At 74.8% G+C, this 13,089-nt stretch carries 12 protein-coding genes; 6 read left to right on the top strand and 6 right to left on the bottom strand.

Annotated elements, in window-relative coordinates; all coding sequences use genetic code 11:
• Positions 1-7 precede the first annotated feature (7 nt).
• On the bottom strand, positions 8-2,329 hold the full coding sequence (locus FHR77_RS01870) for a beta-glucosidase family protein (protein WP_243861442.1): 2,322 nt from the start codon (positions 2,327-2,329) through the stop codon (positions 8-10).
• A gap of 293 nt (positions 2,330-2,622) precedes the next feature.
• Here FHR77_RS01870 and FHR77_RS01865 point away from each other — a divergent pair, with 293 nt between their 5' ends.
• Positions 2,623-3,219, top strand: a complete 597-nt coding sequence (locus FHR77_RS01865) for a TetR/AcrR family transcriptional regulator (protein ID WP_208380390.1) — start codon at positions 2,623-2,625, stop codon at positions 3,217-3,219.
• 46 nt (positions 3,220-3,265) lie between these two features.
• Here the strand turns inward: FHR77_RS01865 and FHR77_RS01860 are convergent, their stop codons facing one another.
• The gene (locus FHR77_RS01860) at positions 3,266-4,543 is read right to left on the bottom strand and encodes an MFS transporter (RefSeq protein WP_167258377.1); all 1,278 of its coding nucleotides are present in this window, start codon (positions 4,541-4,543) and stop codon (positions 3,266-3,268) included.
• Between the two features lie 182 nt (positions 4,544-4,725).
• On the opposite strand from FHR77_RS01860, the gene FHR77_RS01855 reads away from it, so the two are divergent.
• Complete coding sequence (locus FHR77_RS01855) at positions 4,726-5,013, top strand: hypothetical protein (protein WP_167258375.1); 288 nt, start codon at positions 4,726-4,728, stop codon at positions 5,011-5,013.
• A 53-nt stretch (positions 5,014-5,066) separates the two neighbouring features.
• Positions 5,067-6,356, top strand: a complete 1,290-nt coding sequence (locus FHR77_RS01850) for a M18 family aminopeptidase (RefSeq protein ID WP_167258373.1) — start codon at positions 5,067-5,069, stop codon at positions 6,354-6,356.
• On the opposite strand, the gene FHR77_RS01845 is transcribed toward FHR77_RS01850, so the two are convergent.
• On the bottom strand, positions 6,353-6,964 hold the full coding sequence (locus FHR77_RS01845) for an alpha/beta hydrolase (protein WP_208380389.1): 612 nt from the start codon (positions 6,962-6,964) through the stop codon (positions 6,353-6,355). The two genes, FHR77_RS01850 and FHR77_RS01845, sit on opposite strands and share 4 nt — an antisense overlap.
• A gap of 47 nt (positions 6,965-7,011) precedes the next feature.
• On the opposite strand from FHR77_RS01845, the gene FHR77_RS01840 reads away from it, so the two are divergent.
• From FHR77_RS01840 to FHR77_RS01830, 3 genes are all read left to right on the top strand, one after another.
• A complete protein-coding gene (locus tag FHR77_RS01840) occupies positions 7,012-7,545 on the top strand; it encodes a DUF1990 family protein (protein WP_167258369.1) in 534 nt (177 codons plus the stop codon).
• Between the two features lie 107 nt (positions 7,546-7,652).
• The gene (locus FHR77_RS01835; RefSeq protein WP_056052831.1) at positions 7,653-8,000 is read left to right on the top strand and encodes a VOC family protein; all 348 of its coding nucleotides are present in this window, start codon (positions 7,653-7,655) and stop codon (positions 7,998-8,000) included.
• A gap of 104 nt (positions 8,001-8,104) precedes the next feature.
• Positions 8,105-9,232: an alpha/beta fold hydrolase gene (locus FHR77_RS01830; RefSeq protein ID WP_341777182.1), complete on the top strand. Its 1,128-nt coding sequence runs from the start codon at positions 8,105-8,107 to the stop codon at positions 9,230-9,232.
• A 27-nt stretch (positions 9,233-9,259) separates the two neighbouring features.
• Here the strand turns inward: FHR77_RS01830 and FHR77_RS01825 are convergent, their stop codons facing one another.
• The 3 genes from FHR77_RS01825 to FHR77_RS01815 all read right to left on the bottom strand — a co-directional run bounded on the left by FHR77_RS01825 (position 9,260) and on the right by FHR77_RS01815 (position 13,001).
• On the bottom strand, positions 9,260-10,546 hold the full coding sequence (locus tag FHR77_RS01825) for an Nramp family divalent metal transporter (RefSeq protein WP_167258367.1): 1,287 nt from the start codon (positions 10,544-10,546) through the stop codon (positions 9,260-9,262).
• A 144-nt stretch (positions 10,547-10,690) separates the two neighbouring features.
• Positions 10,691-11,413, bottom strand: a complete 723-nt coding sequence (locus tag FHR77_RS01820; protein ID WP_167258365.1) for a hypothetical protein — start codon at positions 11,411-11,413, stop codon at positions 10,691-10,693.
• Between the two features lie 46 nt (positions 11,414-11,459).
• Positions 11,460-13,001 carry an ICP22 family protein gene (locus FHR77_RS01815; RefSeq protein ID WP_167258363.1) on the bottom strand — a complete coding sequence of 514 codons (1,542 nt, stop codon included), beginning with the start codon at positions 12,999-13,001 and terminating at the stop codon, positions 11,460-11,462.
• Between the last annotated feature and the right edge of the window lie 88 nt (positions 13,002-13,089).

Here is a 13,089-nt window from a genome sequence, read left to right as displayed (position 1 = left end):
CCGGGCGTCAGGCGGTGAGCACCGTCGTCGCCGTCAGGGGCAGCTCGGCCACCGACGTGCCGACGTGCAGCGTGAACTCGCCGGGCTCGTGCGCCCACGCGCCGTCGCGCCAGTCGGCGAAGGCCCGCGCCGCCACCTCGACCGTCACCACGGCCGACCCGCCCGCCGCGAGCTCGACGGGCCGGAAGCCCACGAGCCAGAGCGCGGGGCGCTCCACGACCGAGTCGGGGCGCGACGCGTAGACCTGCACCACGTGCTTGCCCGCGCGGGCGCCCGTGTTCTCGACCTGGACGGTGATGGTCACCGCGCCTCCCTCGGCCACCGTGTCGGAGACCTCGAGGCCCGACTGGCGCCAGCTCGTGTAGCCGAGGCCGTGGCCGAACGGCCAGGCCGGCTCGACGTCGGCGCGGAGCCAGGCCCGGTAGCCGACGTGGATGCCCTCGTCGTAGCGGACGGTGCCGTCGACCGGCGTGACGTCGAGCACCGGCACGTCGGCCGTGGCCGCGGGCCAGGTCGTGGGCAGGCGGCCGCCGGGCTCCGCGTCGCCGACCAGGAGGTCGCCGAGGGCGTGGCCGTACTCCTGCCCGCCGAACCAGGTGAGCAGCACCGCGGCGGCCTCGTCGCGCCAGGGCAGCTCGACCGGCGAGCCGGCGTTGACGACGGCGACGGTGCGCGGGTTCGCGGCGAGCACGGCGCGGGCGAGGTCGTCCTGGCGGCCGGGCAGCGCGAGCGTCGAGCGGTCGAAGCCCTCCGACTCGACCTTGCTGTTGGTGCCCACGACGAGCACGACGAGGTCGGCGTCGGCGGCCGCGGCGGCCGCCTCGTCGATCAGCTGCTGCGGGTCGGTGTCGTCGGCGTCGAGCCCGGCGGTGAACATCATGGTGCCGGCGAAGGCCTCGCCGCTCGTCTCGGCCCGGCGGTAGCGGATGACCAGCTCGACCGGGCGGCCCGCCTCGACGTCGAGCGGGTGCGACTCGCTCGGCGGGGCGAGCAGCGCCGCGCCCAGCTCGTCGCCGTCGGCCTCGGTGCGGGCGGTGAAGAGCTCCTCGCCGTCGACCACGAAGGTGGCCTCGCCGATCGAGGCGAAGCCGAGCCGGACCCGGCCCGAGGAGGCGGGGGTCCAGGTGGTGCTGACCTCCAGCTCGTGCAGGCGCTCGACGGGCGCGTCGCCGCCGAGGTAGACCAGGGCGGTGGCCCGTCGCTCCTCCGCGAAGATCTCGTCGCCGGCCTCGTCGAGGAAGCGCACGTGCACGCCGGGCTCGCCCGTCGCCGGGTTCGTCAGCTCGGCGAGCGGCAGCTCGGCGACGCCCTCCTGCACGACCGCGCCGACCGACCAGGTCACCTCCGCGTCGGGGAAGGCGGCCCGGACGCCCTCGACCGGGCTGACCACGCTCTCGGGCACAACGGTCGCACTGCCGCCGCCCTGGGTGCGGGCCCGGTCGGCGTTGTCGCCGACCACCGCGATGCGGCGCACGCTGCCGGGGGCGACGGGCAGCAGCCCGTCGTTGGCCACGAGCACGGCGCCGGCGGCCTCGGCCTCGCGGGCGAAGGCGACGCCGTCCTCGACGTGCACGGGGTCGGTGCCCTCGAACCCCTCGAGGGCGCCGACGCGGGCGGCGAGACGGAGCAGGCGGAGCACCTTGCGGTCGACGTCGGCTCGGTCGACCGAGCCGTCACGCACGGCGGCGACCAGCGCGTCGCCCCAGGGCCCGACCGGGCCGGGCATGACGAGGTCCTGGGAGGCGCGGGCGCTGTCGACGGAGCGCACCGCCGTCCAGTCGCTGATGACGACGCCGTCGAAGCCCCACTCGCTGTTGAGCGGCGTCTCGAGCAGGTCGTTCTCGGTGGCGGTGGTGCCGTTGACCGAGTTGTAGGCGCTCATGACCAGCCAGGCCCGCGCCTCCACGACGCTCTTCTCGAAGGCGAGCAGGTACAGCTCGCGGAGGGCCCGGTCGCCGACGACGACGTCGGCGGTGAAGCGCTCGGTCTCGAAGTCGTTGGCGACGTAGTGCTTGGGGGTGGCCCCGACGCCGTTCTCCTGGACGCCCGTCACGTAGGCGGCCGCGAGGTCGGCGGTCAGCACGGGGTCTTCGCTGAAGGCCTCGAAGTGACGGCCGCCGAGCGGGGAGCGGTGCAGGTTGATGGTCGGGCCGAGCACGACGTCGACGCCCTTGCGGCGGGCCTCGACGGCGGAGGCGTGGCCGTAGCGGCGGGCCACCTCGAGATCCCAGGTGGCGGCGAGCGCCGTTCCGCTCGGGAGGTTCAGCGACGGGTCGCGCTCGTCCCAGAACTCGCCGCGCACCCCGGAGGGGCCGTCGGAGAACAGCATGCGGCGGAGGCCGATCTGCTCGACCGGCCAGCTCGTCCAGAAGTCACGGCCGGTGAGCAGCTGGACCTCCTGCTCGAGCGACAGCTGCCCGAGCAGCTCGGTGAGGCGGGCGGTGACGGCGTCGTCGCCGGCGGAGGAGGGAGTCACGAGGGGCCTTCCGGTGGTGGTCGGAGATCGGTCGCGGCCGGCGCAGCACCGCGTGGGGGGAACGCTACTCGACAAAACCGAACAGCGGTTGGTTTTCGTGGCGTCGGTGGCGGCCGAGCCGACGGGGGGTGGGTAGCCTGGCGCACATGGCACAACGGGGTTCGTACGCGAAGGGGATCGCGAAGCGCGAGGAGATCCTGCGGGTCGCGCTCGAGGTGGTGGCCCGCAACGGGTTCCGTGCCACCTCGGTGAAGGAGCTGGCCGACGCGGTCGGGCTCACCCAGGCCGGCCTGCTGCACTACTTCGACAGCAAGGAGGGGCTCTTCACCGCCATCCTCCGCGCCCGCGACGAGGCCGACTCGGCCCGCTGGGCCGAGCTCGACGACATCGTCGACCTGCTGCTCGCGGTGATCCGGCACAACTCCGAGACCCCCGGGCTCGTGCAGCTGTTCGCGAGCCTGTCGACGGCCGCGACGAGCGACCCCGGGCACGCCGCCCGCGACTACTTCGTCGAGCGGTACGCCCGGCTGCGCGTCGACTTCACGACGGCGATCGAGCGACGGCAGGTCGCCGGGCAGATCGCCCCCGACGTCGACGCCGTCACGCTCGCCGGGGTGCTGGTCGCCGTCAGCGACGGCATGCAGCTGCAGTGGATGCTCGACCCCCGCACCGACATGGCCGAGCACGTGCGGCTCGTCTGGGAGCTGGCCCTCCGCACCGCGACGGTGGCCGCGCCGGCCTGACCGGGCGACCACCGCCTCCTCGCGGCCCAGGGGCCGGGGCGCGGCGTCAGCGCACGCGGCGGATCGGGATGATGACGAGCGCGCCGATCACGGTGACGATGCCCGCGCCCCAGAGCATGACGACGTAGTTGTCGTTCGTCGCGCTGCCGATGCCGAGCAGGGCCAGGGCGAGCGCCGGGGCGAGCGACTGCGGCAGGGCGTTGGCGATGTTGATGACGCCGAGGTCCTTGCCGGGGCGGTCGGCGTTCGGCAGCACGTCGACGATCAGGGCGGTGTCGACGGCGGCGTAGATGCCGAAGGCGAAGCCCATCACGACCTCGGCGACGTAGAACCCGGTGACCGTCTCGGCGTGCGCGAGCATCACGAGACCGACCGCGAAGACGAGGGTCGAGCCGGCGACGAAGACCTTGCGACGACCGGTGCGGTCGCTCAGCCAGCCCGAGACCGCCGCGCTGACGAGCAGGGCGATCGTGTAGAGCAGCACGCCGAAGGCGACGGCGGCCGTGGCCTCGGCGACGTCCTCGATGCCGAGGTGGCGCTCCATGTAGAGCAGGCGGTACGTCGTGAACATGAACGTGCCGAGCGTGATCAGGAAGCGTGACCACCAGGCGAGGCCGAAGTCGGGGTTCTTGATCGGGTTGGTCCAGAACGAGCTGACCAGGTTCACGAACGTGAACTTCTTGAGCTCGTAGGCGGGCAGCTCGTCGCGGGCCACCACGGCGTAGACGAGCACCAGGACGACGGCCAGCACGCCCGGCAGGACGAACAGCACCGGGAGGTTGCCGACGAGGTACACGGCCAGGTAGAGGCCGGCGAGGATGGCGACGTTCTGCGCCAGGGCGATGATGCTCGACGCCCGGCCGCGCTGCACCTCGGGCACGTTGTCGGCGAAGCTCGCGATCAGGGTGGCGAGCACGGCGTTGGCGGCGATCTGCGCGAGCAGCCAGGCGAGGGTCAGCGTGAGCTGGTCGGGCGCCGCCGCCACGAGGCCGAGGGCGACGGTGAGCAGCACCACGCCGCCGACCAGGTAGGGGCGACGACGGCCCCAGCGGGTGCGGGTGCGGTCGCTCAGGGCACCGATCAGCGGGTTGGCGATCAGGGCGCCGAGGGCGCCGATCGGCAGCACCTGGCCGACGAGGGTCTCGGGGCTGTCGGGCGCGAGCTGCTGGGCCTTGAGCTGCATGCTCACGAAGACCGGCGAGAGCAGGGCCACGAACAGGCCGAACTGGGCGAAGCCGAGGGCGGCCAGGTAGCCCCTGCCCACTCGGATCGTGCTGACGGGTTGGGTGAGCACGGTCTCACCGCGCGGGCCGGACAGGGCCATTGACGCCTCCTCGAGTCAAAACCTAGCTGCACTAGGTGTTCGTGACTGTACACGAGGGTGAGCCGGTGTCAACAGCTCGTGACGACAGGTGTCGGCCGGGGGCGCGGGAGGCGGGCGGGCGGAGCGGGCGGGCGGAGCGGGCCGCGCCTAGGGTCGGGGTCACGACCACGAGAGGACGCCCCATGAGCGACCAGAGCGACCACGACCAGGAGGCCGTCGAGGCGGCGGCCCTCGCGACGTTCCGGGACGACCCGCAGGCCTCCCCCGCGAGCGGCGACGACACGACGGCCGACGACGACCTCGTCTCGCCCCTCGGCGGCACCACCTCCGGCGAGGAGGACTACGTCGCCGTCGACCCCGCCGGCTACTCGGGAGAGGCGACCGCGGGCCTCGTCGCCGAGGACGAGGACGGCCGCGGCGAGAGCGGCCCCGAGCCGGGCGCCCAGGTCGGCGGCAGCGCCGGGCGCTGACCCCGCCGGGCGCCGGCCCCCGCCGGGCGGGGCCGGGTGGCATGCTGGTGGGGATGACCTCCTCGCGCGCGCACCTCGACGACCTCGCCTCCTTCATCCAGGCCTCGCCTTCCTCCTTCCACGCCGCGGCCGAGGCCGCCCGTCGGCTCGACGCGGCGGGATTCGACCGGCTCGACGAGCGGGCCGAGTGGCCGACGGGGCCGGGCCGCCGCTACGTCCTCCGCGACGGCGCCGTGATCGCCTGGATCCAGCCCGCGGGGGCCACCGCGACCACCCCGTACCGGATCGTGGGCGCGCACACCGACTCTCCCGGCTTCAAGCTGAAGCCGAGGAGCACGACCGGCACCCGCGGCTGGCTGCAGGCCGGCGTGGAGGTCTACGGCGGCCCCCTCTACAACTCGTGGCTCGACCGCGACCTCGAGTTCGCCGGCCGGCTCGTGACGCGCACCGGCGAGGTGCACCTCGTCCGCACCGGGCCGGTGCTGCGCTTCCCGCAGCTGGCCGTCCACCTCGACCGCGGCGTCAACGACGGCCTCGCGCTCGACCCGCAGCGTCACCTCGACCCCGTGGTCGGGGTCGGCCCCCTCGCCGACGCCGACGTGCTCGGTCACCTCGCGGGGCTCGCCGGCCTGACCGGCGACGACGTCGCCGGGTACGACATCTCGGTGGCCGACACCGCGCCTCCCGCCGTCATCGGCCTGACGGGCGACCTCTTCGCCGCCGGGCGCATGGACAACCTCACCTCGACGCACGCCGGCCTCGTCGCGCTGCTCGACGTCGCGGCGTCGGGCGTCGAGCTCGCCGACGTCGCCGTGTTCGCGGCCTTCGACCACGAGGAGGTCGGCTCCGAGACGCCCTCGGGCGCAGCCGGCCCGATGCTCTCCGACGTCGTGACCCGCGTCACGGCCGGGCTCGGCGGCACCGAGGTCGACCGGCTCCGCGCCCTCGCCGGCTCGTGGTGCCTCTCCGCCGACGCGGGCCACGCCGTGCACCCGAACTACCCCGAGCGCCACGACCCGGTGAACCAGCCCGTCGTCAACCGCGGGCCGCTGCTGAAGATCAACGCGAAGCAGCGCTACGCCACCGACGGGCCCGGCGCGGCCGAGTGGGCGCGCTCGTGCGAGCAGGCCGGAGTGCCGTACCAGGAGTTCGTCTCGAACAACGCGGTGCCCTGCGGCTCCACGATCGGGCCGATCACCGCGACCCGCCTCGGCGTCCGCACCATCGACGTGGGCGTGCCGCTGCTCAGCATGCACTCCGCCCGCGAGCTGTGCGGCGTCGACGACCCGGGCCACCTCGCCCGCGCCGCGGCGGCGTTCCTCGCCCCGGTCGCCGCGAGCTAGCGGGCCTCGAACCGACTCCCGAGGGCCCAGGCGAGCACCGCGGGCCAGGCGCCGTAGCCGGAGTCGGGGGTGAGGTGACCGCCCCGGGGCACGACGTGCAGGGCGGCCTCGACCCGCGACTCCCACGTGTCGACCAGGCCGAGGGGCAGCCACGGGTCGTCGTCGCCCGCCACGAGCACGGCGTCGTCGGCGGGGGCCGAGCCCGGCCGGCCGCGGGCGCCGAGCGAGAGGCGCCGCCCGTCGAACGTGTCTCCCCCGGCGAACTCCCGGACGGCCTCCTGCCCCGCGACCAGCTCGGGCGAGGGAGGCGCCACCAGCGCCACGCGGTCCGCCCGCGGAGGCGCGTCGCCGGCCTGCAGCTGCAGCCAGGTCAGGCAGGCGAGGCTGTGGCAGACCACCGTCACCGGGCCGTCGGGGAGGGCGGCGAGCTCGGCGCGCACCACGGCCTGCCACTCGGCGAGGCGCGGCCGGTCGGGGTCGGGCAGCTGCGGGTAGCGGACGACGAGGCCCCGCGCCTCCAGCTCGTCGGCGAGCCGGTGCTGCCAGTGGTCGGCCGGTCGCCGGTTCTGCCAGCCGTGCAGGACGAGGTAGCTCGTGGGTGCGGTCACGCCACGATCCTGCCCGAGCGTGCAGGCGGGCGTGCCAGGCTCGTCGCATGACGTCATCGACCGCCCCGCAGGGCTTCGGACCCGACTACGCGTTCACCGGGCGGCCCACGCTCACCCGGCACGCGCCTCCCGGGTTCCGCCTCACCACGGCGAGCCGCGTGATCGGCCACGGCGACGACGACTTCCGACGCGCCGCCGACGCGGTGCTGCGGTTCGAGGTGCACCGCGGCTCGGGCTTCGTGCCCGAGCAGGTGCCCGAGCGGGCCGTCGTCGGCGACGTGAACGTCTGGGCGATCCCGGTCGGCCCGCTGCGGTCGCGGGTGGCGTGCCGCGTCTTCGCCGTCGTCGACGACGAGCGCACCGCCGGCTTCGGCCACGCGGCGCTCGTCGGCCACCCGCAGCGCGGCTGGGAGAGCTACCTCGTGCACCAGCACCACGACGGGCGTGTCACCCTCGACATCCGCGTCGTCTGGCGCCCGGCGGCCTGGTACATGCGCGCGGCCGGGCCGGCGGCGAGGCTGGCGCTCGGCACGGTGCTGCACCGGAACCTGCGCGCGCTCGACCCGGTGCTCGCGGCCTGACGCCCCCGACGCGACGCCTCGACGCGACGCCCCTGGCGTGACGCCCCCGACGTGACGCGCCTGGCGTGGCGTCGCGCCCCGGCCGTCGCCCCTGCCAGACTCGCCGCATGCGCATCAGCAGCGTCACCGTCGGACTCTCGGTCAGCGACCTCGTCGCGGCCCGGTGCTGGTACGAGTCGGTGCTCGACGTCGACGGCCCCCAGCTCGACCCGGTCGAGGGCATCGTCGAGTACGACCTCGGCGGCTGCTGGCTGCAGCTCGGCGAGGAGGCCCCGACCGGCTCCGCGACGGCGGTGCTGCGACTCGGCGTCGACGACGTCCACGCCGAGCGGGCCCGGCTGGTCGAGCTCGGCCTCGAGCTGCCCGAGGTCGTCCACGTGCCCGGCGTCCTCGACGTGGTCGACTTCCCCGACCCCGACGGCAACCACCTCAGCCTCTACACGCTCGTCGACTGACCGACCCACGCTGACCGGAGCACGCCCAGCGGCGTCGTCGGGGGCGGTGCCAGACTGGGCCGTCCGCGTCGGTCCTCGGCGCGGTGACGACCCCGAGGAGGCGCGTGGCCCGCACCCAGCAGCGCGACCGTGACGAGTCGAGCACGCAGGTCACCGTGCAGCGCGTCGAGCGCGGCGACCTCTACGTCCGCGTCAGCACGATCGGCACGACGGGCGACCGGCCGTTCGTGCTCGTGCCCGGCATCGGCGTCTCGTCGGACTACTTCGAGCGCCTCGCGCCCGACCTCAACCGCTTCGGCCCGGTGCACGCCCTCGACCTGCCCGGGTTCGCCGGTGTCCCCCACCCGGGCCGGGCCCTCGAGATCTCGCAGTTCGCCGACCTCGTCGGCGCCGTCATCGACGACCTCGGCCTGACCGACCCGATCGTCGTCGGGCACTCGATGGGCACGCAGATCGTCACCGACCTCGCGGCGCGGCGCCCCGAGCTGTCGACCCTCGTGCTGATCGGGCCGGTGATCAACCCCGCCGAGCGCCGTGTGCTGACGGCGGGCCGGCGCTTCGTCCAGGCCGCCTGGCACGAGCCCGGCCGCGTCAAGGTGCTCGCCCTGCGCGCCTACCTCGCCTGCGGCGTGCACTGGTTCTCGCAGGTGCTGCCGAAGATGATGACCTACCCGATCGAGGACGTCCTGCCCCGCGTGCAGGCCGACACCCTCGTGATCCGTGGCGAGCACGACGCCGTCGCGCCGCGCGGGTGGGTGGAGCGCGTCGGCGAGCTGCTGCCCTCGTCGCGCCTGTGGGAGATGCCGGGGGCCGCGCACTCCGTCATGCACGCCCACGCCCAGGAGGTCGCGCGCCTCTGCGTCGAGCACGCCGAGAAGCCCGTGCACCGCGACGAGGGCCGCGTGCTGCACGAGTACGTCGACGCCGGCGACGGCGACGAGCGCCGTGACTTCCGGCCCACCCTCGGCGAGTCGCTGGCCGCGGCCGGCGCGAGCCTCCGCGAGGGCCTCGCGATCGCACGGGGCGACGACGCGGGCGTCGCCGAGGCGAAGACCGACCACGCCGAGGCGATGCAGGCCGCCTTCGACCGGGCCGAGCGCGACCACGACCGCCGGCACGACCACGACGACGACTCGGGCGCCGAGCACGACGCGGGCGGCGACGCGGGCGCCGACCCCCGGAGCGCCGAGCACGACGGGGACGCGCGGCAGGGCCGCACCGAGCGGGGCTGACCGGCCTGCGGGAGGCGGAGGCGACTCCTACGAGCCCGTGACGGTCAGCCAGATGAGCGCGACGTTGAGGGCCACGACGACGACCGCGCAGGCCCAGGCCGCGACACGCGTGGCCCTCGCGTTGACGCCCGTGCCCATGAGGCGGGCGTCGCTCGTGGCGATCACGAGCGGGATCAGCGCGAACGCGATGCCGAAGCTCAGCACGACCTGGCTGAGCACGAGCAGCCAGGTCGGGCTGATGCCCGTGGCGAGCAGCACGAGCGCCGGCACCAGCGTGACCACCCGGCGGACGAACAGCGGCAGGCGCACGTGCAGCAGGCCGCGCATGATCTCGGCGCCCGCCATCGCGCCGATCGACGTCGACGCGAGGCCCGAGGCCAGCAGGCCGACGGCGAACAGGACGCCGACGACCGGCCCGAGGGCGTCGGCGATCGCGTCGTGGGCGCCGGGGATGGTGTCGGTGCCGGTGCGGCCGGGCAGGGTCGACGCGGCCAGGACGAGCATGGCGATGTTCACGCCACCGGCGATGACGAGGGCGAAGACGACGTCCCACCGGGTGGCCCGGAGCACGCGACGGCGGTCGGCGCCCTCGGTCACCGTGCCGTGGTGGTCGCGCACGAGCGCGGAGTGCAGGTACACCGCGTGCGGCATGACCGTCGCCCCGAGCATCGACGCGGCGAGCAGCACCGACTGGCTGCCCTCGAACCGCGGCACGAGCCCGGCCAGCATGTCGCCCGCCGACGGGGGCGAGAAGAGCAGGCCGGCGCAGAACCCGATCGTGAGGACGGCCAGGAGCGCGATGACGATCGTCTGGAAGACGTGGCCGCGGCGGTAGCGCGTCAGCATCAGGAGGCCGAGCGACACGGCGCCCGTGATCAGGCCGCCGACGACGAGCGGCACGCCGAAGAGCAGCTGCAGCGCCAGCGCCCCGCCGATGATCTCGGCGACGTCGGTCGCGGCCGCGACGACCTCGGCCTGGCCCCAGAACACCAGCCGCCGCTTCCGGCCGAGCCGGTCGCCGAGCACCTCCGGCAGCGACCGTCCGGTGACGATGCCGAGCTTCGCCGACAGGTACTGCACGAGCACGGCGATGGCGTTCGCCGCGACGAGCACCCAGAGCAGCAGGTACTGGTACTGCGCGCCGGCGGTGAGGTTGGCGGCGACGTTGCCGGGGTCGACGTAGGCGATGGCCGCGACGAACGCGGGGCCGAGCAGGGTGCCCCGGGGCCTCGGGAGGGCGACCGCGGAGGGCTGGTCGACCCGCGCCTCCCCGGGGGCGTCGTCGTCACGGCGGCGGGCGTCGATCGTCGGCATGCGCTCGACCCTACACAGGTTTCGGTATGCCGAACTTCTTTGTTCAGGGGCTTGCGCCGGAGCGAGGCAGCGTGCTGCAGGCACCGACGACGAGACCGCCCGCCCCGTGACGGGACGAGCGGTCTCGGGGCGACCAGGTCGGTGCTACTGCGTGGCGACCGTGATCGTGGCGACGCCGACGAGCATCTCGTCCTCGACGGCCTCGGTGCCGAACGTCTCGTTGAGCAGCGAGGCGGCGGCCGGGCTGACGTGCACCGTCGTGCCCTCGAGCACGGCGTTCGAGCCCTCGGTGCGGAGCGGCTCGAGCGTGCCGCCCCAGAGGTTGAACAGGTACGCGTGCTCGGCCGCGACCGTGCCGTCGACCGTCACGTCGCCGTAGAGCTTCGACTCGCCGGGGTCGATGTCGAAGTCCGTCAGCTCGACGACGGTGCCGTCGGCCGCGGTGAGGCTGAGGCCCGAGCCGTCGTGCTCGATGAAGCCCTGCACGTACGGGCGCACCTCGCTGTCGGGGCCGTAGTAGTCGACGTTGCCGCCCGTGATCGGGAACGAGAACGTGCCGCCGGTGAAGGTCGCCGTGCCGACGACGCCGGGCGTGAGGCCCAGCGTGCCGAGCGCGTCGACGAACGACGCGTCGACGGCGACCTGCGTGTCGACGCCGCCCGCGAGGCTCGGCACGCTCGCGGCCGGGGTCTCGGCGACCGACGAACCCTCGCGCTCGTCGGGCTCGTTGACGGGGTGGGTCGGGGCCGTGTTGTTGCTCTCCGAGTCGGAGGTCGACGAGCACGCGACGAGCGTGAAGGCCAGGGCCCCGGCGGCGACGACGCCGAGCGTCGTCCGGACGAGGGAGGAGCGGTCGAGGTGGCGCATGGTGGTTCCTTGTCTCTGTGGTGGGGTCGTGCGGGGCACCGGTCGGTCAGACCTGGTGCTCGGGGATGAAGCGGTCGACGCGGCGGTGCCAGCGCTGCCCGAGCACGCCGCCGAGGAGCGCGCCCAGGAGGCTCAGGACGAGCACCAGGCCGAGGAAGATCAGGCTCTCGACCGACATCGAGGTCAGGTCGTCGACCGTCGGCACCATGGAGTTCGGAGAGCTCTGGTCGCCCGCCTGGACGGCGACGACGCCGACGACGACCGTGGTGACGATCGTGATCACGAGGCCCCAGAGCCAGGTCGCGAGCCCCTGCTTGAGACCCGAGAAGCGAGCCACGCGGGAGGCGGTGTAGCCGCCGACGAGGTAGCCGACGAAGACGATGACGAGCACGCCGATGCCCACGACGAGCGAGAGCACCGGGCCCTGGTCGGCGAGCGTCTGCTGCAGCGCCAGCGGCGAGGCGCTGGGCGACGAGCCGACGACGACGGCCGCCGTGATCGACGCGAGGATCGAGAACAGCACCACGCCGAGGCCGGTCGCGGCGAACCAGCCCAGCAGGCCGGCACCGAAGCGCATGCCGCCGAACTCCTCCTTCTGCTCGGCGAGGAGGTCGCGGCGGAGGCCGACGCGGTCGATGTCGCCGTCGTCGGTGGTCGGGTAGCCGCCGGTGCGGTCGCGCTCGACCGCTCCGGTCGGGGTGCGGCCGGCGGCGGGGGCGGGGGTCGTGCGGGCGTCGCCGATCCGGCCGTCGTCGGAGCGGGCGTGGGCGGCGGCGGCACCGGCGCCCGCCGCGGCGGCGGCACCGGCACCGACGGCCACGGCGCCGTCACGGGAGTCGCGGTCGCGGTCGGCGTCGCGGTCGCCGTCGCGGTCGCCGTCGCGGTCGGAGGAGTCGCGGACCGGCTCGGCGCGGGCGGCCTCGGCGGCACGGAGGGCCTCGTCGTCGTGGAGCGGGCGGCGCGGGCCGTCGTCGTCGGAGGACGACCCGGCCGACCAGGCGCGCGCGCCGGGGGCGACGGGGGCCACGACCGGGGGGACGGTCGCGTCGTCGCGGCGGTCGGCGTCGTCGCGGCGGTCGGCGTCGCCGTCGTGGCGAGCGTCGTGGTCGCGGTCGTCGCTGCTCAGCGGTGCGATGACCTCCGTCTCGCCGTCGCGGTCGACGCCGTCACGGCGCTCGGGCTCGAGCTGGTCGGGGTCGACGGTCGCGTCGCCGTCGATGGTCGTGCCGCGGCCGTCGCCGGCGTCGACGCGGCGACCCTGGTCGCCTCCCGGCACCTCGGCGGCCGCGACGGAGCCGTCGGCGGTCGTCGGGGTCGCCTGGTCGTCGGCGAGCGACGCGGCGGGCGGGAAGAGCTCGCCGCGCGGCTCGACGCCGTCGTCGTGGCGGCCGGGCTCGTCACCGGTGACCGGCAGGGCGCGCGTCGCGGAGTCGGAGCCGTCGTGCTCGTGGTCGGCGGGGTCGCGGGCGGGCTCGGCGGGGCCGCCGAAGTCGACGGCAGGGGCCCCGGCCTCGGGGCGGCCCTCGTCGACGCGTCCCTCGGCGTGGTCGTCGGTGCCGTCGGCCCGGGGGGATCGTTCGTCGGTCATGGTGCGCTCCTCGTGTTCGGGGACTCGTGCTCAGGTGCCGGCATCGACGACGCCGCGGGGGTGCGGGCGTCGGACGCCTGTGATCTCG

Origin of the sequence: Frigoribacterium endophyticum (assembly GCF_011759585.1) — a bacterium.
In the GTDB taxonomy this organism is placed as follows: Bacteria; Actinomycetota; Actinomycetes; order Actinomycetales; family Microbacteriaceae; genus Frigoribacterium; species Frigoribacterium endophyticum.
This window is presented reverse-complemented; position numbering and strand designations above follow the sequence as displayed.